Source organism: Streptomyces sp. NPDC102462 (assembly GCF_044765425.1).
In the GTDB taxonomy this organism is placed as follows: domain Bacteria; phylum Actinomycetota; class Actinomycetes; order Streptomycetales; family Streptomycetaceae; genus Streptomyces.
On record NZ_JBIWKB010000002.1, the window covers coordinates 71,412 to 91,306 of the forward strand.

At 70.6% G+C, this 19,895-nt stretch carries 19 protein-coding genes; 7 read left to right on the forward strand and 12 right to left on the reverse strand.

The window, feature by feature from the left end:
* Nucleotides 1-215 precede the first annotated feature (215 nt).
* Both ACIRFL_RS02470 and mca read right to left on the reverse strand, forming a co-directional pair.
* Nucleotides 216-449, reverse strand: a complete 234-nt coding sequence (locus ACIRFL_RS02470) for a hypothetical protein (RefSeq protein ID WP_404023252.1) — start codon at nt 447-449, stop codon at nt 216-218.
* A gap of 1 nt (nt 450) precedes the next feature.
* Complete coding sequence (gene mca, locus ACIRFL_RS02475) at nt 451-1,332, reverse strand: mycothiol conjugate amidase Mca (RefSeq protein ID WP_404023254.1); 882 nt, start codon at nt 1,330-1,332, stop codon at nt 451-453.
* A 200-nt stretch (nt 1,333-1,532) separates the two neighbouring features.
* On the opposite strand from mca, the gene ACIRFL_RS02480 reads away from it, so the two are divergent.
* Together ACIRFL_RS02480 and greA are read left to right on the forward strand one after the other, a co-directional pair.
* Nucleotides 1,533-1,931, forward strand: coding sequence for a DUF4307 domain-containing protein (locus tag ACIRFL_RS02480; protein ID WP_404023256.1), 399 nt, complete (start codon nt 1,533-1,535; stop codon nt 1,929-1,931).
* A gap of 168 nt (nt 1,932-2,099) precedes the next feature.
* Nucleotides 2,100-2,600: a transcription elongation factor GreA gene (gene greA / locus ACIRFL_RS02485; RefSeq protein WP_404023258.1), complete on the forward strand. Its 501-nt coding sequence runs from the start codon at nt 2,100-2,102 to the stop codon at nt 2,598-2,600.
* Nucleotides 2,601-2,688: 88 nt separating this feature from the next.
* Here the strand turns inward: greA and ACIRFL_RS02490 are convergent, their stop codons facing one another.
* The 3 genes from ACIRFL_RS02490 to ilvA form a co-directional block, all read right to left on the reverse strand.
* Complete coding sequence (locus tag ACIRFL_RS02490; protein WP_404023260.1) at nt 2,689-3,546, reverse strand: ABC transporter permease; 858 nt, start codon at nt 3,544-3,546, stop codon at nt 2,689-2,691.
* Nucleotides 3,543-4,574 (reverse strand): ATP-binding cassette domain-containing protein, encoded by a 1,032-nt coding sequence (locus ACIRFL_RS02495; RefSeq protein ID WP_404023261.1) that lies wholly within the window; start codon nt 4,572-4,574, stop codon nt 3,543-3,545. Before ACIRFL_RS02495 ends, ACIRFL_RS02490 begins: the two co-directional genes overlap by 4 nt.
* A 219-nt stretch (nt 4,575-4,793) precedes the next feature.
* Nucleotides 4,794-6,023 carry a threonine ammonia-lyase gene (gene ilvA / locus ACIRFL_RS02500; protein WP_404023262.1) on the reverse strand — a complete coding sequence of 410 codons (1,230 nt, stop codon included), beginning with the start codon at nt 6,021-6,023 and terminating at the stop codon, nt 4,794-4,796.
* A 161-nt stretch (nt 6,024-6,184) separates the two neighbouring features.
* Here ilvA and ACIRFL_RS02505 point away from each other — a divergent pair, with 161 nt between their 5' ends.
* The 3 genes from ACIRFL_RS02505 (at nt 6,185) to ACIRFL_RS02515 (ending at nt 7,583) form a co-directional block, all read left to right on the forward strand.
* Nucleotides 6,185-6,691: a MarR family winged helix-turn-helix transcriptional regulator gene (locus ACIRFL_RS02505; RefSeq protein WP_404023561.1), complete on the forward strand. Its 507-nt coding sequence runs from the start codon at nt 6,185-6,187 to the stop codon at nt 6,689-6,691.
* A 114-nt stretch (nt 6,692-6,805) separates the two neighbouring features.
* Nucleotides 6,806-7,306 carry a sigma factor-like helix-turn-helix DNA-binding protein gene (locus tag ACIRFL_RS02510; protein WP_404023264.1) on the forward strand — a complete coding sequence of 167 codons (501 nt, stop codon included), beginning with the start codon at nt 6,806-6,808 and terminating at the stop codon, nt 7,304-7,306.
* 25 nt (nt 7,307-7,331) lie between these two features.
* Complete coding sequence (locus tag ACIRFL_RS02515) at nt 7,332-7,583, forward strand: hypothetical protein (RefSeq protein WP_404023266.1); 252 nt, start codon at nt 7,332-7,334, stop codon at nt 7,581-7,583.
* A 114-nt stretch (nt 7,584-7,697) separates the two neighbouring features.
* Here ACIRFL_RS02515 and ACIRFL_RS02520 read toward each other — a convergent pair whose 3' ends face one another.
* Nucleotides 7,698-8,852, reverse strand: coding sequence for a cystathionine gamma-synthase (locus ACIRFL_RS02520; RefSeq protein WP_404023267.1), 1,155 nt, complete (start codon nt 8,850-8,852; stop codon nt 7,698-7,700).
* A gap of 268 nt (nt 8,853-9,120) precedes the next feature.
* Between ACIRFL_RS02520 and ACIRFL_RS02525 the strand changes: the two genes are divergently transcribed.
* On the forward strand, nt 9,121-10,239 hold the full coding sequence (locus tag ACIRFL_RS02525) for a hypothetical protein (protein WP_404023268.1): 1,119 nt from the start codon (nt 9,121-9,123) through the stop codon (nt 10,237-10,239).
* A gap of 224 nt (nt 10,240-10,463) precedes the next feature.
* Here ACIRFL_RS02525 and ACIRFL_RS02530 read toward each other — a convergent pair whose 3' ends face one another.
* The 3 genes from ACIRFL_RS02530 to ACIRFL_RS02540 all read right to left on the reverse strand — a co-directional run bounded on the left by ACIRFL_RS02530 (nt 10,464) and on the right by ACIRFL_RS02540 (nt 12,909).
* Entirely contained in the window at nt 10,464-11,240 is a 777-nt protein-coding gene (locus ACIRFL_RS02530) for an SDR family oxidoreductase (RefSeq protein ID WP_404023270.1), read from the reverse strand.
* 132 nt (nt 11,241-11,372) lie between these two features.
* Complete coding sequence (locus ACIRFL_RS02535; RefSeq protein WP_404023271.1) at nt 11,373-11,759, reverse strand: VOC family protein; 387 nt, start codon at nt 11,757-11,759, stop codon at nt 11,373-11,375.
* A 109-nt stretch (nt 11,760-11,868) separates the two neighbouring features.
* Nucleotides 11,869-12,909 carry an NAD(P)-dependent alcohol dehydrogenase gene (locus tag ACIRFL_RS02540; RefSeq protein ID WP_404023273.1) on the reverse strand — a complete coding sequence of 347 codons (1,041 nt, stop codon included), beginning with the start codon at nt 12,907-12,909 and terminating at the stop codon, nt 11,869-11,871.
* Between the two features lie 181 nt (nt 12,910-13,090).
* On the opposite strand from ACIRFL_RS02540, the gene ACIRFL_RS02545 reads away from it, so the two are divergent.
* Nucleotides 13,091-13,984, forward strand: a complete 894-nt coding sequence (locus tag ACIRFL_RS02545; protein ID WP_404023274.1) for a helix-turn-helix domain-containing protein — start codon at nt 13,091-13,093, stop codon at nt 13,982-13,984.
* A 63-nt stretch (nt 13,985-14,047) separates the two neighbouring features.
* On the opposite strand, the gene ACIRFL_RS02550 is transcribed toward ACIRFL_RS02545, so the two are convergent.
* The 3 genes from ACIRFL_RS02550 to ACIRFL_RS02560 form a co-directional block, all read right to left on the reverse strand.
* Nucleotides 14,048-17,299, reverse strand: coding sequence for a S8 family peptidase (locus tag ACIRFL_RS02550; RefSeq protein WP_404023276.1), 3,252 nt, complete (start codon nt 17,297-17,299; stop codon nt 14,048-14,050).
* A 310-nt stretch (nt 17,300-17,609) separates the two neighbouring features.
* Entirely contained in the window at nt 17,610-18,293 is a 684-nt protein-coding gene (locus tag ACIRFL_RS02555) for an ABC transporter ATP-binding protein (protein ID WP_404023277.1), read from the reverse strand.
* A 69-nt stretch (nt 18,294-18,362) separates the two neighbouring features.
* Entirely contained in the window at nt 18,363-19,820 is a 1,458-nt protein-coding gene (locus tag ACIRFL_RS02560) for an ABC transporter permease (protein ID WP_404023279.1), read from the reverse strand.
* Nucleotides 19,821-19,895: the final 75 nt, after the last annotated feature.

The window sequence follows — 19,895 nt, forward strand, 5'->3', positions numbered from 1 at the left end:
CGCCGAGCCGCCGGTGCCAGCCGCACGATGGCGCCGAGCCGCCGGTACCGACCGCACGATGGCGCCGAGCCGTCGGTACCACGCCGGCGGTGGCGTCGACCGGACGAACGGCCCCGCGGTGAGCGGCGGACCCGCCGCTGACGACCGTGCGACGAGCAAGGGCCGACCGGACCGGGAAGGCCCACCCGGACGGAACCCGCCCCGCGCGGCGAGTGCTAGTTGTGGCGGGGGTTTGGGGCGGTCGGTGGGGTCCCGGACTGGGCCTTGGGGTCCGGGGCCTCCTCGAAGTCGACGTTCTGCATGCGCTTGTTCATCGACTTCATCAGACCCCAGACCGCCAGGGCCATCACCGCGAAGACGATGAAGCCGAGGACGCCGGGGGTGACCTTGTTCTCGTCGACCTCCTTGGCGAGAGGGACGAACTGCGTCAGTGCCAGGCTCAAGCTCATGTCAGGCATTGTCGCGGATGCCCGCAAAGAGGTCGTCCTCGGGGAGGGAGGTGTCGACGAGGGACTTCGCCAGCTCGTACTCCTCCGTCGGCCAGACCTCCTTCTGCAGCTCCATCGGCACCCGGAACCAGCCGCCGTCCGGGTCGATCTGCGTGGCGTGCGCGATCAGCGCCTTGTCGCGGATCTCGAAGAAATCGGCGCACGGAATGTGCGTGGTGAGCGTGCGCTCCACGCGCTCGATCTCCGACCAGCGCTTGAGCCAGTCCCCGTACGGCGACTCCAGGCCGCGGTCCAGCATCGCCTGGTGCAGCGCCTCGGTGCGCGGACGGTTGAAGCCCTGGTTGTAGTAGAGCTTGACCGGCTGGAAGACCGGCCCGAACTCGGCCTCCGGGTACTTCTCGGCGTCCGCCGCGCCCTCGAAGGCCACCATCGTGATCTTGTGGGTCATGATGTGGTCGGGGTGCGGGTAGCCGCCGTTCTCGTCGTAGGTGGTGATCACCTGGGGCCGGAAGGAGCGGATCTGCTTCACCAGCTCGCCGGCCGCCTTGTCGACGTCCTCCAGGGCGAAGCAGCCCTCGGGCAGCGGCGGCAGCGGATCGCCCTCGGGCAGCCCGGAGTCGACGAAGCCGAGCCATTCCTGCTTGACGCCGAGGATCTCGCGGGCCTCGTCCATCTCCTTCTTGCGTACCTCGTGGATGTGCTCCTCGATGTAGGTGTCACCCTGCAGTTTCGGATTGAGGATGGAGCCGCGCTCCCCGCCCGTGCAGGTCACGACCAGCACGTCCACCCCCTCCGACACGTACTTCGCCATGGTGGCCGCGCCCTTGCTCGACTCGTCGTCGGGGTGCGCGTGGACGGCCATCAGTCGCAGCTGGTCAGTCAAGACTCAATCCTCGGTAGGTCGGCGCCCGGGTCCTCGGGTGCAATCCAATAGTGCCGTGCCGCGGGAACGTCTCAGAGGGGTTGCGGTCCAGTGGCACGCGGGCGGCTTCTATAGTGACCGAATCGGGGGGCGAATAATTCCACGGTCCGGTCCGTGGCCCTTGTCGGGACTCCCGTCCCGTTCCTGCCGAGAGGACGAGCATGAGCACGGCGAGCACGCGGCTGCCCGAGGGCCGGTACGGGCGTTCGTCGGACGAGCGCGCCGATCACAAGCTCAAGATCGTCGGCGCGGCGCTCGGCGCGGCCCTGCTCGCGCTGGTCGGCTACTTCGCCTACCACTACGTCGCGCAGAGCGAGATCAGCGGGCAGGTGATCACCTTCAAGGCCGCGGACGACGCGGTCGAGGTGCATCTGGAGGTCCACAAGGACGCCGGGACCGACGGCTACTGCACGGTGCGCTCGCAGGCGGCTGACGGCGCCGAGGTCGGCCGGGCGGACTTCCGCTTCACCGGCTCGGCCACCCGCATCGACAAGGTCGTCACGCTGCGCACGACCTCTCGGGGCAGCACGGCCGAGCTGCTGGGCTGCCACGCCGAGTGAGGTCATCCGTGTCGCATAGGCCCTGACCTGCACTGACACGATTCTGACGGCTTATGTCCTCCCCCTTCTGCCGTTGAATTGTTAGGCTCGTGGTTTCGCCCATCCGTGAAGGAACATTCTTCTGGGTAGGGCGATGCTTTGTATTCCCAGTACCGACGAGGAGCACCTGTGACCCAGACCAGCGAGAACGTCACCTGGCTGACCCAGGAGGCGTACAACCAGCTCAGGGCCGAGCTGGAGTACCTGTCTGGTCCTGCGCGCACGGAGATCGCCGCCAAGATCGCGGCCGCGCGCGAGGAGGGCGACCTGCGGGAGAACGGCGGGTATCACGCGGCCAAGGAGGAGCAGGGCAAGCAGGAGCTCCGTGTGCGCCAGCTGACCCAGCTCCTGGAGAACGCCAAGGTCGGCGAGGCTCCCGTATCGGCGGACGGCGCCGTCGCCCCCGGCATGGTGGTGACGATCGCCTTCGACGGCGACGAGGACGACACGCTGACGTTCCTGCTCGCCTCCCGTGAATACGCGAGCACCGACATCGAGACGTACTCCCCGCAGTCCCCGCTGGGTTCCGGCGTGATCGGCCACAAGGTGGGCGAGGACGCGGAGTACGAACTGCCGAACGGCAAGAAGGCCTCGGTGAAGATCCTCAAGGCCGAGCCCTACCAGGGCTGACCCCAGCCGTCCCCGGCCCCCGGCGTCCCTCGACGCCGGGGGCCGCGCGCTGCCGGGCGGTGGCCGACCCCCGTGCGGCCGCCGCCCGTCAGGCGGTCGCCGAGCGGTACTTGCGCACCGCGAGGGTGCGGAAGACGACGATGATCAGTATCGAGTAGATCAGCGACGCCCACACCGGGTGCTGCATGGGCCAGGCGCCCGACGCGGACACGCCGGGGTCGCCGAAGAGCTGACGGCATGCCTGGACGATCGCGCTGAACGGGTTCCACTCGGCGATGTGCCGCAGCCACGGGGTCATCTGGCTGGAGTCCACGAACGCGTTCGAGATGAACGTCACCGGGAACAGCCAGATCAGACCGCCCGAGGTCGCCGCCTCCGGAGTGCGCACGGACAGTCCGATGAGCGCGCCGATCCAGGTGAAGGCGTAGCCCAAAAGAAGCAGCAGGCCGAAGCCGGCGAGCACCTTGGCGACGTTGGTCGAGTCCGCGAAGCCGGGGCGCCAGCCCACGAGCAGCGCCACTATCGCCAGCACGGCCAGCGTCAGGGCGGTCTGCACGAGGTCCGCGACGGTACGCCCGGTCAGCACCGCGCCGCGCGCCATCGGCAACGAGCGGAACCGGTCGATGAGCCCCTTGTGCATGTCGTCGGCGATGCCGGCACCCGCGCCCGCGGTGGCGAACGTGACGGTCTGGGCGAAGATGCCCGCCATCAGGAAGTTCTTGTAGACGTCCGGGTCGGTGCTGTCGCCGATCTTCATCGAGCCGCCGAAGACGTAGGTGAACAGGACCACGAACATCACCGGCTGGATCAGCCCGAAGAGAATCATCTCGGGGATCCTGGTCATGCGGATCAGGTTGCGCTTGGCGACGATCAGCGAGTCGCGGACGGACTGCCCGAAGGGGTTGCCGGGCGCTGTGGTCGGCGGGGTGTCGGTGGCGGCACTCACTTCGTGGTCTCCTTGCGGGTGTCCTTGCGGCTTGTCCGGACGCCGTCCGCGGGGTCCGCCCCGTCCGTCTCGTCCGCCCCGTCCGTGGTCTCGGCCAGGTGTCCCGTCAGGGACAGGAAGACGTCGTCGAGGGTCGGGCGGCGCAGACCGATGTCGTCTATCTCGATGCCGCGGGTGTCCAGTTCGCGGATCACCTCGGCGAGCAGCTTGGCGCCGCCGGTGACGGGCACGGTGAGCTTGCGGGTGTGCTCCTCGACCGTGGTGTCGCCCTTGCCGAAGCCGGTCAGCACCTCCGCGGCGGTCGTGATGTGCTCTCGCTCATGCACCACGACCTCGACGCGCTCGCCGCCGGTGCGGGCCTTGAGCTGGTCGGAGGTGCCCTTGGCGATGACCCGGCCGTGGTCGACCACCGCGATCTCGTGGGCCAAGTGGTCGGCCTCTTCGAGGTACTGGGTGGTGAGCAGCAGCGTCGTACCGCCGGAGACCAGTTGCTTGATGACCTCCCACAGCTGCTGGCGGTTGCGCGGGTCGAGGCCGGTCGTCGGCTCGTCCATGAACATCACTGGCGGCGACACCACGAGGGCCGCCGCGAGGTCGAGCCGGCGGCGCATGCCTCCGGAGTAGGTCTTCGCGGGCCGGTCGGCGGCCTCCGCGAGGTGGAACTGCTCCAGCAGTTCGGCGGCGCGGGCCTTGGCGGCCTTCGCCCTCATCTGGTAGAGCTGACCGACCATCTGCAGGTTCTCGCGGCCGGTGAGGTATTCGTCGACGGCCGCGAACTGGCCGGACAGGCCGATGGAGCGACGCACGGTGTCGGGGTGCTTGAGGACGTCCACGCCCGCGACGACGGCCTTGCCGCTGTCGGGGCGCAGCAGGGTCGTCAGACAGCGGACGCTCGTCGTCTTGCCGGCGCCGTTCGGCCCGAGCAGGCCGAGGACCGTGCCCTCGGGGACATCGAGGTCGACGCCGTCCAGTGCCCTTACGTCGCCGAAGGTCTTGACCAGACCTTCGGCATAGATGGCGCCTGGCATGTGTGTCTCCACGTCGTAGGAGTTGCAGGAGTAGTTGCAGGAGTTGCAGCAGTTGCTTGCCGGGTTCTGGAGGACGGGTGAGCGAAGCTGCGAGCGTGTTGCCGAGAAGCGAGACCAACATAACGCGATGTATCGCGTCTCTCAATGGGATTTCGCCGAACGAGTGACACGGACGTTCCTGACCCGGGCGTCAGGTCCCGGCGCGCGGTCGGCGCCGCCTCAGTCGATGACGGTGTAACCCGACTCGCGCAGGGCCTGGCCGACCTCGGCGCAGTGCGCCGGCCCCATCGTCTCCAGGTGCAGCTCCACCTCCGCCTCCGTGAGCCCGAGCCGCGGATCGGTCCGTACATGACTCACGTCGAGCACGTTAGCGTCCACCACTGACAACACCCCCAACAGCGTCGCGAGGGCGCCCGGCCGGTCGGTCAGCCGCAGCCGTACGGCCAGGTAGCGGCCCTGCGCGGCCATGCCGTGCCGCAGCACCCGCTGGAGCAGCACCGGGTCGACATTGCCCCCGGACAGCACGGCGACGACCGGCCCGGCGAAGGCGTGGGGCTCGCCCAGCAGCGCGGCGACCGGGCTCGCCCCGGCCGGCTCGACGACCAGCTTGGCCCGCTCCAGGCACAGCAGCAGCGCCGCCGACAGCTGGTCCTCGGAGACCGTGCGGACCTCGTCCACCGACTCGGCGACGATCCGGAACGGCACGTCCCCCGGCCGCCCCACCTTGATGCCGTCCGCCATCGTCACCGGGTGCTGGATCGCCACCGGCCGCCCCGCCGCGAGCGAGGGCGGATACGCGGCCGAGCCCTCCGCCTGCACCCCGACGATCCGCACCTGCGGCCGCAGCGCCTTCACCGCGACCGCGATGCCGGCCGCGAGCCCGCCGCCGCCCATGCCGACGACGATCGTGCCCACCTCGGGGCACTGCTCCAGGATCTCAAGACCGACCGTGCCCTGGCCCGCGATGACGTCGGGGTGGTCGAAGGGGTGGATGAGCACGGCGCCGGTCCGCTCCGCGTACTCCTGCGCCGCGGCCAGCGTCTCGTCGACCACCTGGCCGTGCAGGCGCACCTCCGCCCCGTACTCCCGGGTGGCGCTGATCTTCGGCAGCGGGGCCCCCTTCGGCATGAACACGGTGGCGTGCACGCCGAGCAGCGACGAGGCCAGCGCGACGCCCTGGGCGTGATTGCCCGCGCTCGCCGCCACCACACCGGCGGCGCGCTCCTCCGGCAGCAGCCCGGCGATCCGCACGTACGCGCCGCGCAGCTTGAACGATCCCGTCCGCTGCAGGTTCTCGCACTTGAGCTGCACCGGCGCCCCCACCAGCCGGGACAGGTACCTGCTCCCCTCCATCGCGGTCACCCGCGCCACACCCGAGAGCATCTTCTGGGCTCCGCGGACGTCGTCGAGGGTGACGGGACGCGGGGAGTGGGCCGTGCTGTGGTTCATGGCCCAAGTCTCGCAGTTCACAGCCGCGCACAGCCGGTGTGACCAAGCTCCGAGACCGGTTTGTGCAGCGCCGGTACGGTCCACCCCCCGGCCGCGTACCCTGTCCCCCATCCCAGCAGCCCTCATGAAGTGAGCCCCCGGCCATGCCCACAACACCTGAAATGTCGATGGACATGACGACCGTCGGTGACACCGGTCTTCTCGACACGCTCCAGCACCAGGTGGCGGTGTTCGCCCGCCGTGCGGAGCAGACCCGTCTCGGTGGCGTCGGACAGGTGCGCAACTCCATGGACCGCGCCGCGTATCTGCTGCTCAACCGCCTCGACCAGGAAGGCCCGATGGGCGTCAAGGCGCTCGCCGCGAGCATGGGGATCGACTCGTCCACGGTGACCCGGCAGGTGGCTCCGCTGGTCGACACCGGGCTCGTCAAGCGGACCTCGCACCCCGAGGACGGACGGGCGGTGGTGCTCCAACTGTCGCCGCGCGGGGCGTCCCGGCTGGAGGAGGTGCGCTCGTCCAGGCGTCAGCTGATGGCCGAGCTGACACACGACTGGGCTCCGGAGGAGCGCGAGACGTTCTGCGCGCTCCTGACGCGCTTCAACGGTGCGCTGTCCGCACGGATGACGACGTCCGGCGTGCCGGCTCCGGAGACTTCCCAGACCTCCTGATGCCGGAGTCTTGACCTTGGGCCGTCGCTGTCCTCATATGAGACCGGGGTCCCGCGGTCGACCGGGTGCCGAATCCCGGCGTGCCGGACGGGACCCCGCCAAGGGGGAGGCGCGGTGCGAGATCGGCAGGCGTCCCAGGGCGCCCGCCGGGCCCGGGAGTTCGAGGCGTTCGTCGCGGGCGCGGCAGGGCGGTTGCTGCATGCCGCGACGCTGCTCACCGCCGAGGCGCCCGACGACAATCCACGCGCGCGGCGCCTGCTGATGCTGGCGCTGGCGCACACGTACGCGTGCTGGGACCGGCTGCGCGGCGACGATCCCTACGACCGTGCCCGCCAGCAGCTCGCCACCCGTTTCGCGCGCTCGGCCTGGCACCGGTACGGCGGCTTCGGGCGTGCCCGCCCGCATCCCGCGAGTCCGGTGGCCGTGCTCGGCCCGCGGGAGCGTCTGATCCTCGTCCTGAGGTTGTACGAGGGCGTCGCCGAGGAACAGGCGGCGGCCCTGCTCGGCCTGTCGGCGGAGCAGGTCCGCGCGATCTGCGAACGGGCGATGACCACGCTGCTGCACCCGCCGCGGAGGGGCACGGCGGCGGCCGTCGCGAAGGTGGCGCCGTCATGAGGCGGGCGGACGTGGGGAGGCGCGGGTGAACCGGCCCGAGCGGGAGGCCGCCGCACGGCGGACCCTGGAGCGGATGCCGCCGCCCACCGTGCCGCCCGACCTGCACACGGAGGCCGTGCGGCGGGGCAGCCGCATGCTGCGGCGCAGGACCGCCGCCCGGCGCCTGCTGTGGCTGGTCCTGCTGGCGGCGGCCGTCGCCTTCACGGTCTGGGCGGCGACGACGCGCCCCTGGGTGGAGCCGCCGTCCCAGACGACTCCACCGCTCACCGGCTGGTGAGCGTGGGCGCGTGAGCGCTCCGCTGGATGTGCCGCGCTGTGCCGTCGGTCTTCTGCGGCGACATCGTGGCTGGTCGCGCAGTTCCCCGCGCCCCTTCGGGGCGCTGGCCAACGGTCAGCCCAGGGCCTGCTGGAGGTCTTCCAGGAGGTCGTCGACGTTCTCGATGCCCACGGAGAGGCGTACCAGGTCGGCCGGGACCTCCAGGGCCGAGCCGGCCGCGGAGGCGTGCGTCATCCGGCCGGGGTGCTCGATCAGCGACTCGACGCCGCCCAGGGACTCGCCGAGCGTGAACACCTTGGCGCGGTTGCAGACCTCGACGGCCGCCTCCTCGCCGCCCTCGACCTGGAAGGAGACCATGCCGCCGAACGCCCTCATCTGCTTGGCGGCGACCTCGTGACCGGGGTGGTCCGGCAGACCGGGGTACAGGACGCGCGTCACGCGCGCGTGGCGGCCGAGCATGTCGGCGATCCTCGTGGCGTTCTCGCTGTGCCGATCCATGCGCACCGCGAGCGTCTTGGTGCCGCGCAGCACCAGCCAGGAGTCGAAGGGGCCGGCGACCGCGCCCATCGCGTTCTGGTGGAACGCCAGTTCCTCGCCGAGTCCCTGGTCGGCCACGATCAGCGCGCCGCCGACGACGTCCGAGTGGCCGCCCATGTACTTGGTGAGCGAGTGCACCACCACGTCGGCGCCGAGCGCGAGCGGCTGCTGGAGGTAGGGGGTGGCGAAGGTGTTGTCCACGACGAGCCGCGCGCCCGCGTCGTGGGCGATCTGGGCGACGGCGGCGATGTCGGTGATGCCGAGCAGCGGGTTGGAGGGGGTCTCCGCCCAGACGGCCTTGGTCTTCGGGGTGAGGGCGGCTCGTACGGCGGCCGGATCGCTGGTGTCGGCGACGGACCATTCCACCCCCCAGCGGGCGACGACCTTCGCGAAGAGGCGGAAGGTACCGCCGTACGCGTCGTTGGGGATGACCACGTGGTCGCCGGGGGTGAGCAGCGTACGCAGCAGGGCGTCCTCGGCGGCCAGGCCGGACGCGAAGGCGAGGCCGCGGCGGCCGCCCTCCAGCGCGGCGAGGTTCTCCTCCAGGGCGGTCCTGGTGGGGTTGGCGCTGCGGCTGTACTCGTAGCCGCCGCGCAGCCCGCCCACGCCGTCCTGCTTGTAGGTCGAGACCTGGTAGATCGGCGGGACGACCGCGCCGGTCAGGGGGTCGGCGGTGTTGCCCGCGTGGATCGCACGGGTCTCGAAGTGCTGACTGATGTGCCTGTCGCTCATGGCTCCCGAGCGTAGTGCGCCCGCGCCTTCAGCCGCCGGGCCACGCCTGGCCCCACCCGAACCGGAGGGTTTTCCCTAGCGATCGCCTGCGGCGCGCGGAGCGCTCCGCGGGATGTGCCGCGCTGTGCCGTCGGTTGTCTGCGGCAGCGTCGTGGCTGGTCGCGCCCGCGCGGCGGAGCCGCAAATCGATACAGCCCCGCGCCCCTTCGGGGCGCTGTCAAATGGGGTGGGTTGGCCAATTGTCGGAGGGGTCTGGTTCGCTTGAGGTATGGCGATTCTCTGGGTCCTGATGGCGCTGCTCCTGCTGAGCTTCGTGGTGCTCCCGCTCCTGCGGCGCAGGCGTGGGGTGATCGAGCGCGTCTCACCGGACCACCCGGACGCGGCGGACCCGGCGAACTACGGCTTTGTGCGCGAGGAGGACCTGGACATCCGGATGCCCGGCCCCGACCAGGACCTCCTGGACGTCCTCGACCTGGTGCAGCGCACCCAGGACTACCGGGCGGCCTCCCAGCTGCTGGCCGGCACCGAGGCGGCGGGCGAGCAGCGCTGGCAGCGCGTGCAGGCCTTCGCGGGCGCGGCGGCGCTGGAGTTGCAGCAGCGGCCCGGCGGGGTCAGCGAGACGCCGGGCGGCCAGTGGCTGCGGGTGTGGCGGGCCGAGCAGCCCAAGGACGCGGGCGGCGCCGCGGTGCACGCGGAGTTCCTGGTGCAGCAGGCGTGGCGTACGTCCACGCGGGGCACGGACGACTTCCGGATCATCATGGAGGAGGCCAGGGACGCCTGCGGGCAGGCGGCCCTGCTGGCGCCCGGCGACCCGATCCCGTACATCATCGAGCTGTCGGTGGCCCGCGGACTGGCGTATCCGCGGGAGGAGTTCGAGCAGTTGTGGCTGAAGATCCTGGACCGCGCCCCGACCCACATGGGCGCCCATCTCGCGGCCCTGCACTACTGGTGCGAGAAGTGGCACGGCTCGCGTGAGCTGGCGTACTCGTTCGCCGAGGCCGCCGCGGCCCGTGCCCCGCAGGGCTCCCTGCTGGCCGCGATGCCCCTGTTCGCGGTCTTCGAGCACCTTCCCGAGGTGAACCTGGTCAGCGGCTTCTATCAGAGCGAGGTCGTCACGAAGGCGATGCACGGCGCGCTGTACGCGGTGCACGCGGCCCGCCCCGACGACCCGATGCTGGCCCATGTGCGTCACCTGCTGGTCTTCTTCCTGGTCCGCGCCGAGCGCTGGGCGGAGGCGATGAACGAGCTGGTGCATGTGGACGGGCATGTCGGCGCGCTGCCGTGGACGCTGTCCGCCGATCCGGCCGCGGAGTTCGCCGTGTACCGGGCGCTGGCGGTGGCGGGGTTCGAGGCGAACGGCGGCAGCCCGGCGTCCTTGCCGAACTGACCGCCCCGGGGCCGGAGTTGCCGTCCTGTCCTGCGGTGGACCGCAAACCGCGATGGTCCCGGTGCAGTCGGCGAGCGGCCCCCGTGAACGCGCGGAACCGGCGGTACGGGCACGGCGTGGCCGCGTGCTGCTTGCCCCGTCCGCGACGCGACCGCGCACGCGGTGACGGCCGCGGCGATCCGCCGGCGCACCGCTCCGACCGCCCCGTGCGGGCGGTGACTTCGCTATCCCAGCCGCTCCGCCAGGAAGTCCTCCCAGGTGCGCTTGCCGGTCTGCGCGCCCTCCAGGGCGAGGTTGGCGCCGGCCCGGTAGGCGCGCCCCGCCTTCCCGGGGATGCGGACCGGCAGGGTCGGACGCCGGCGCCGGCCGCGCAGGTCGAGGTACGGACGGGACAGGGCGGCCAGGTCGTAGCGGCGGGGGCCCGCCAGGTCCGGGACCAGGCCGGCGGGGGCGCCGAGGGTGAGGTCCACCAGCCGGGCCGCCACCTCGCGGGAGTCGACCGGTTGCAGGCGCAGCCCGCCGGGGACCGGCAGGACGGGCAGCTTCGTCATCTTCTCGACCATGGTGAGGGCCAGGTCGTGGAACTGGGCCGCCCGCAGTGTCGTCCACGGGATGCCGGACTCGGCGATCGCCCGCTCCGCGTCCAGCTTCGAGCGCACCCAGGCCAGCGGGACCCGGTCGGCGCCGATGACGGAGATGTAGACGAGGTGGCGTACGCCGGCCGCCGACGCGGCCCGCACCAGGGCGCGGGTCGCCGCGTCGTCGCCCTTGGGGCCGCCCGCCAGGTGCAGCACCGTCCGGGCTCCCGCCACCGCCGCCTCGACTCCCTCGTCGGCCAGCAGGTCGCCGGTGAGGTGGGTGATGCCGTCCGCGGACGGCCGGGGCCTGCGGGTGAGGATCCGCACCTCGTGGCCGGCCGCCCGCAGCAGCGGTACGACATGGCCGCCCAGGGTGCCCGTTCCGCCCGTGACCAGGATGGGTGACGTTGACGACGCCGTCATGGCTGCTCCCTCGTCGGGTCGAGTGGGCCTCCTGCGGGCCCCTCCTGCCGATATGAACCGCCCCGGCGAGGGAGTGTGACAGCGCCGTCCTTTTTCTTCCGGGTTTTCGTCTCCCGGTTCGCTCTTCCCGGCTCAGCCTCCGCTGCCGTACGGCCGGGTGAGGATTTCCAGGTTGTGGCCGCTGGGGTCCTCGAAGTACGTCCCGCGACCGCCGTCGTTGGTGTTGATCTGTCCGGGGCGCTGGTGTGCCGGGTCGGCCCAGAAGGTCAGTCCGGCGTCTTCGATGCGGGCGAATATCGTGTCGAAGTCCTCCTCGGAGACGAGGAAGGCGTAGTGCTGCCGGGCGATGGTGTCGTCGTGCGTCTCCATGAAGTCCAGCGTCACGCCGTTGGGTATCTCGACGGGCGTGAACGGACCGAAGTCCGGGCTGACCTGGAGTCCGAGGATGTCGGCGAGGAACTTGGCCGAGGCCTGCTTGTCCCGCGCTGCGACGATGGTGTGGTTCAGGTTCACGGTCATCGTAGGGACCTCCTCACCACCAACATACCCCGGCACAAACCAAGGCAAGGCTTGCTTAAGTCAGCGCCGGGGTGCCGGCTCCCGGGCCCCACGGCCGGGGCCGGGCCGGTCAGATGGTGGCGGTGTCGATCACGAACCGGTAGCGGACGTCGCTGGCCAGGACGCGCGCGTACGCCTCGTTGATCTCGTCGGCGCGGATCACTTCGATCTCGGCGCCCAGGCCGTGCTCGGCGCAGAAGTCCAGCATCTCCTGGGTCTCCGCGATGCCGCCGATGTTGGAGCTGGTCACCGAGCGGCGGTTGCCGAACAGCGAGGACAGCGTGATCTCGACGGGCTCCTCGGGCAGGCCGACGTTCACCATGGCGCCGCCGGTGCGCAGCAGGGCCAGGAACGGGGCGAAGTCGAACGGCGCGGAGACGGTGTTCAGGATGACGTCGAAGGTGCCCTTCAGCTTCTGGAAGGTCTCCGGGTCGCCGGTGGCGTGGTAGTGGTCGGCGCCCAGCCGGCGGCCGTCGTCCTGCTTGCGCAGGGACTGGGACAGGACGGTGACCTCCGCGCCCAGCGCGTGCGCGATCTTGACGCCCATGTGGCCGAGGCCGCCGAAGCCGACGACGGCGACCTTCTTGCCGGGGCCGACGTTCCAGTACTTGAGCGGGGAGTAGGTGGTGATGCCCGCGCACAGCAGGGGCGCGGCCACGTCCAGGGCGAGGCCGTCGGGGATGCGGACGACGTAGTTCTCGTCGACCACGATCTTCTGCGAGTAGCCACCGTAGGTGGGCTCGCCGTCCTTGCCGACGCCGTTGTACGTCCAGGTCGCGCCCTTGACGCAGTACTGCTCCAGGCCGGCCTTGCAGTTGTCGCATGCGCGGCACGAGTCGACCATGCAGCCGACGCCCACGCGGTCGCCGACGGCGTACTTGGTCACGCCGGGGCCGACCTCGGAGACGACACCGGCGATCTCGTGGCCGGGCACCATCGGGAAGATCGCGGTGCCCCAGCCCTCGGTGGCCTGGTGGATGTCGGAGTGGCAGATACCGGCGAACTTGACGTCGATCAGGACGTCGAACTCACCGACCGCGCGCCGTTCGATCGTGGTCCGCTCCAGGGGGGCCTTCGCGGCGGGAGCGGCGTACGCAGCAACAGTGGTCATGCCGTTGTTTCTCCTAGCAGGGGGGTGGTGCCCGGCTGCCTTCCGGCCGGGTACGACGTCCAGCGTGCCGCACCGGTGGACGTCCGCCCAGGTCACGCTTCTGCCTACGACCGGCGTGCCTACTACTGGCGGGGTCAGGAACAGGGACGTACGACCATGGAATACGGCCGATACTGGGGCCATGGACGAACAGCCCGAATCCGCAGGCCGTCCGCTGGACCGGCGCGCCGAGCTGAGCGAGTTCCTGCGCACCAGGAGGGCCCGGCTGAAGCCGCAGGACGTGGGGCTGCCGGACTTCGGCCGGCACCGCCGGGTGCCCGGGCTGCGCCGCGAGGAGCTGGCCCAGCTGGCCGGGGTGTCGGTGGCGTACTACACACGGCTTGAGCAGGGCAACGGGCGGAACGTGTCGGCCGAGGTGCTGGACGCGATCGCCCGGGCGCTGCGGCTGGACGACGCCGAGCAGGCGCATCTGACGCACCTCGCCAAGGGGAAGCAGCACAAGAAGAAGGCGCTGGGGCGGGCCCAGCAGGTGCGGCCCGCGCTGACACAGCTGCTGGACACAATGGACGGCGTACCGGCGTATGTGGTGGGGCGGCGCTCGGAGATCCTGGCGTGGAACCGGATGGCGGCGGCGGTCTTCGGCGACTGGGCGGAGCTGCCGGCGGGCGAGCGCAACTGGGCCCGGCTGGTGTTCCTGCGGCCCGAGTACCGGGATCTGTTCGTCGACTGGGAGCAGAAGGCGATCGACATCGTGTGCACCCTGCGTATGGACGCGGGCTGCTATCCCGACGATCCGCGGCTGTCCGCGCTGGTCGGCGAGCTGTCCGTGAAGAGCGCGGAGTTCCGGGGGCTGTGGGCGCGGCACGACGTCCAGGAGAAGACCCATGGCGTCAAGCGGCTGCATCATCCGCTGGTCGGGGAGCTGTCGCTGCATTTCGAGACGTTCAAGGTGACCGGCGACGGCGACCAGTCGGTGGTCGCCTACCACGCGGAGCCGGGTTCAGCGTCCGCGGACGGGCTGCGTCTGCTGGCCAGTTGGGGCCGGGACGCCGCCCGCGTGCCGTCGTCGCCGTGACACCACGCAGGGGCATGACGGACCGGGTCCGTCATGCCCCTGGTGGGTGCGGTTACCAGGCGGCTACTTGGCGTAGTACGCGTTGTAGATGGAGATCGTCGACTTGTTGCCCTTCTTGTCGGCGATCTTGGCGTGGAAGGAGATGGCCTTCCCCTTGGCCGGGTTCTTCACGGTGATCTTGCCGTGCTTGACGTCGACCTTCTTCCAGGTCTGGCCGTAGTCGTACGACACGTACACCGTGAGGGACTTCAGGTTGCGGCCCGCGGCGGCGCCCTCGACGGTGACCGGGAAGGTGGCCTTCTGGCCGGCCGTCACCCGGCTGTCGAGGCCGGTCTTGGCGTTGAAGCGGACCGTGGAGGCCGGGAGCTTGGCGATCGTGCTGCCGGTCGGCTTCTTCGAGCGGAAGGTCCAGCTCGCGTCGATCCGCGTGGAGGCGGCGGCGACCTTGACGCTCCGCTTCACCGAGGTGGTCAGCTTGTACTGGGCGTCACCGGAGGGGACCTTGAACGCCTTCTCACCGAACAGCGGGTCGTCGTTGGAGCCCACCTTGGTGCTGCCCCGGTACAGGGTCGTGGTCACCGAGGTGAAGTTCGAGGAGCCGGCGTTCTTGGCGCCGTCCGCGAACAGCGGCACCGAGCCGTAGATCTGGTTGCCCTCGCGGAACAGGCCGAACTCGGTGTTCAGGCGCGGCCCGAACACCGCCTTGTTGACGGTCTTCGAGTAGCTCTTGCCGGCCTTGAAGGTCTGCGGCCCGCCCAGCGTGTAGTACGCCTCGCCGATCGGGAAGCCCTCCGGGTCGACGCCGCCGTCCTGCTCGAAGTCGAACTGCCACTGCACGCCGCCCTGCGCGGACAGGTGCAGGGTGCGGGTGCCCGGGAGGGACTGCTGGATGCCGATGGAGGAGGAGCCGGTGCCGCCCGGCAGCCAGCCGTACGCGCCGATCACGCCCTTCTTGCCGCTCGCCGCCGCGCCCATGGCGACCTTCACCGTGGCCAGTTCGGACGCCTTGTAGTGCTTGGTGTAGCCGGTGGCGAGCTGCTTGACGGAGCCGCCGCGGGTGATGTCGTACTGCTCCTTGGCGCCCTTGCTCCAGTGCCCGTCCCACTGCTGGTACAGCGAGCCGTCGGTGATCTGCGGGCCGAGACCGGCGCTGTGGAAGTTCTCGTAGGAGTCCAGGAACCAGCCGTAGCCGTACACGCCGTCGCTCGTCTGGATGTCGAACTCGGGCATGGCGAACTCGGACTTGGCGGTGGCGGGGACGGTGATGTCCACCGGCTTGGCCTTGCGCGCGTCCAGCGTGAGCGTCTGGTTCTTGGTGACGCTCAGCTTCGGCTGCGCGATCCAGTCGATCCCCTTGGTGGCGTCCTCCGGGTCGGCGAAGACCGCGGAGTTGAGGACGTACGTGCCCTTGGGCGCGCGCACCTTCACCGTGCCGGAGGCGTCGTACGGGGTGAGCCACTTGCCTTGGGCCAGGCCGGAGACACCGGTCAGGTCGGCGCTGTAGTACGGGGCCGGCTTGCCGTCCCGCCCGATGAACTTCAGCGTCACGTCGTACGACTCGACCTCGCGCTGCACCGCGGCGGCCGTGCGCACGCTCTGGCCGCCGCCAGTGGCGGTCACATACGCCGAGTAGGCGCCGTCGAGGGTGCCGCCCAGCCGGGTGTCGGCGGTCAGGTCGACGGAGGCCGTGCCGCCCGCGGGGACGGTCACCTTGGTCGCGCCGAGCGTGAAGAAGCCCGCAGGGGCCGCCTGGCCCTTGGGGTTGGTGGCGGTGGCGGTCAGGTCGAGCGTGACGTCCTTGTCGCCGAGGTTGCGGTACGTCAGCTGCTTGGTGACCGGCTGGTCGTCGGTGTGCGGCCACTGCTGGGTGCCGAAGCTCAGCGACACCGGTTCGGCGATGACGGACTGCTTGATGGCCTTGTCGACCTGGATGCGGCCCGAACCCTGCTGGAACGGGGTGTACTTGCCGCCCTTGGTCGAGCCGGTCAGGGCGCCCTTCAGTTCGGCGTAGCCCCAGTCGGGGTGCTGCTGCTTGAGGAGCGCGGCGGCGCCCGCGACGTGCGGGGTGGCCATCGACGTACCCGAGATGGTCAGGTAGCCGGGCGGCTTCTCGCCGACCTCCTCGTCGATGACGCTGCCGGGGGCCGCGGCGGCGGTGATGTCGACGCCGGGCGCGGTGACATCGGGCTTGATGGCGCCGTCGCCGTTGCGCGGCCCGGTGGAGGAGAAGTCGGCCAGCGCGTCCTTGTCGTCGACGGCGCCGACGGTGAGCGCGGCGTCCGCGCTGCCCGGCGAACCGACCGACTCGGGGCCCTCGTTGCCCGCGGCGATGGCGAACAGGATGCCCTTGTCCGCGGAGAGCTTGTTGACCTCCGCCTCAAGCGGGTCGATCTCGGGGGTGTCGTAGCCGCCGAGGCTCAGGTTGATGACGTCGGCGCCCTGCTGGGCCGCCCACTCCATGCCGGCGAGGATGCCGGAGTCGTCACCGGAGCCGGTGTCGTCCAGCACCTTGCCGTTGAGGATCTTCGCGTCGGGGGCGACGCCCTTGTAGGTGCCGCCCGACTTGGCGCCGGTGCCGGCCGCGATGGAGGCGACGTGCGTGCCGTGGCCGAAGTGGTCGGTGGCGTCGGCGGCCGGGGTGAAGTTCTTCGACTCGACGACCTGGTTCTTCAGATCCGGGTGGGTCGCGTCGACCCCGGTGTCCAGGACGGCGATCTTGACGCCCTTGCCGGTGTAGCCGGCCGCCCACGCGGTGGGGGCGCCGATCTGCGGCACGGACTTGTCGAGGCTGGCCTTGCGGACGCCGTCCAGCCAGACATGCGCGATGCCGGAGGCGGTTCGGTCGCCGTTGGTGACGGCGTCCCACAGCTCCGGGGTGTCCTTGACCGGGGTCTGCACCGCGTCCGCGTTGAGGGACTTCAGGCTGTGCCGCAGGGTGCCCGCGTCACGGACGTCGGACTTGGCCGCGGTGGCCGTGCCGCGGTAGCCGACGATGACCTTCAGGCCGTTGCGCTGTGCCTTGCGGGTGGCGGCCTTGTTGAGTTCGGTGACGTCGAACAGCCGCTGGTCCAGCGTGCCGGAGGCGACCAGGCGTGCCGCGTCGGCGGGTATGACCAGGGTGTGCCCGTCGGCCTTGCGGATCTCGACGGGTATGTGCTCGCGTCCCTTGGCACGGTCAAGGCCGACGACGCGGCCCTTGGCGTCCACGGCGACCCGGTCACCGGTGATCAGGGTGACGCGGTGCTTGGCCGTGAGCGAGGAGGCGGCACCGGCCGCGCGCTGCTGCTCGGGCTTCGCCGATGCCGGGCTGGTCATTCCCGCGGCGAGGGCAACGGCAGCGGCGGTGGCCACGGTGGCCGCCGCCGCTTTTTTCACTTGTCTGCGCAAAACTCCCCCTGGGAGATGGAGTACCGGGCGAATTCCCCGTTCACCCGGCCGGGGGACATCCCGTACGCATGCGCGTCAACCCCCCGGAACACGCAGTATGCCGGGGGGTGTTCAGCGGACTCAAGAGATGAGAGAAAGGTGAGAAGCGCACCGGGAAAGTGTTACGGCGCGGACGGAACACCGTTACGAAACCGCGCGGTTGAACACCTGGGCCCGGTGCTATACGGCCTCCGCCCGATCAGGTGCCGGTGTTCTCCTTCACGGTGATCTTTCCCTTGCGCAGGGTCGCGAGACGCGGGGCCTTGCGGGCGATCGAGGAGTCGTGGGTGACCATGATGAACGTCAGCCCGTGCTCTTTCCACATGCGTTCGAGCACATCCATGATCTCGTCACGCATGCCCTCGTCGAGGTTGCCGGTGGGTTCGTCGGCGAGCAGCACCTTCGGCTGCTTGACGAGCGCCCGGGCGATGGCGACGCGCTGCTGCTGGCCGCCGGACATCTCGGACGGCAGATGTCCGAGCCGCTCGCCGAGCCCGACCGACTTCAGTGCCTGCGCGGCCCGTTCGCGCCGGTCCGCCGACTTCACGCCGAGCGGGACGAGCGCCGTTTCGACGTTCTCCTGCGCGGTGAGCGTCGGGATCAGGTTGAAGGACTGGAAGACGAAGCCGATGCTCTCGCTGCGCACCCGGGTCAGCCGCGCCTCGGGCAGCTTGGCCAGGTCGACGCCGTCGAGCACCACCTCTCCGGAACTGGGCCGGTCCAGGCCGCCGAGCATCTGCAGCAGCGTCGACTTGCCGCCGCCGGTGGGGCCCTGGATGACCAGCCGGTCACCGTCCCCGATGGTCAGGTCGACGCCGTCGAGAGCGTGGACGGTGTCCTTGCCGCGCGTGTAGCGCTTGGTGACGCCGGTGAGTTCGTACATGGGTGGAACAACTCCTGGAATACGGGTGGGGGTTGGGTCGGTGGGCCGGACCGCCGGCCGGCGATGCGCCTACTCGACCCGCCGCAGCGCGTCCGCGGGACGCAGCCGGGACGCCCGCCATCCGCCGAAGGCGCCCGCGATCAGTCCGCCGGCGACGGCCAGGGCGACCGCCACGGCGATGGTGGTGACGCTGACCGGCGCGGTGAGCGCGACCTCAAGGGACTTCGCGGTCTGCCGGCCGGGACCGCCCATGAAGGCCCCGCCGCCCGGGCCGCCCGCCTGGCCGGCGGCGCTGCCGAGTTGTGCCTCAAGGGTCGGGCTGATCGCGGTGACGACGTAGGCGCCCACGAGGCCGACCGCGATGCCGAGCGCGCCGCCGACCAGTCCGTTGACGACGGCCTCGCCGACCACCTGCCGGGTCACCCGGCCCGACTTCCAGCCCAGCGCCTTGAGCGTGCCGAACTCGCGCACCCGCCGCGAGACGGCGGAGGAGGTGAGCAGACCGGCCACCAGGAACGCGGCCACGAGCACCGCGATCGACAGCCACTTGCCGACGCTGGTGGCGAGGCTGGACGCGGTGGACAGCGAACCGGAGACGGTCTTGGCGAGGTCGGCGGAGGTGGTGACGGTGGTGCCCGAGACGTTCTTCTGGATGGCGCTCTTGACGGCGTCGATCTGCTGCGAGTCGGCCGCCTTGACGTAGATGGTGGTGACCTTGTCCTTCTGGTCCGCCAGTGTCTGCGCCTGCTTGAGCGGGATGTACAGGTTGGCCGCCGCGTCACCGCTGTCGGCGGTGGCGATGCCGATCACCTCGTACTTGACGCCCTTGACGGTGACGGTGCTGCCGACCTTGTACTTCTTCTCCTTGGCGTACGCGGAGTCGGCCACCGCCACCTTGGCGTCGGTCTCGGTGGTCTTGAAGGTGCGGCCGCTGGTGATCTTCGAGGAGGTCAGCGGGCCGAGCCCGGTCCGGGTGACGTCGGTGCCGTAGACCGTGTACTGGTTGATGTCGAAGTCGGCGCCGCCGCCGCGGACCTCGCCCTGCGGCTGGCCGCTGCCGCCGCCCGGCTCGCCGCCGGGCATGCCGCCGCCCTGCTGGTTCTGCTGGAACTGGCCGCGGGTGAACTGGCCGCTGACCTTGAACACATTGAGGCTGAGCCCGCCGACGGCACTCGACACGCCCTGCTGGTCGGCGACCTCGGAGACGGTCGAGGAGGCCAGCGTGGTGAAGCCCTGCACCATGACCCGGTCACTGCTCTGCGTCGAGTCGTCGTCGCTGCCGCGGGCGTCGAACTGGAAGCGCGGGCGCTGCGAGCTGCTGGTGCTCGGTTCCGAGGCCTTGGTGACGGTCATGTCCGTGCCGAGGCCGTAGAGCGACTGGAGGACCTTGTCCTGTGCCTTGCCCATGCCGTTGGACACGGAGGTGACGACGATGACGAGCGCGATACCCAGCGCCAGTCCGGAGGCGACGACCAGGGCCGCCTTTCTGCGGCGGCGCAGTTCGCGCCTCAGGTAGGTGAAGAACATGGGCCGCAAGCTAGGGACGGACCCTGATGACTGCATAAGGCCGCGATAAGAGACGCATGAGAAGGCTGTGCCGGT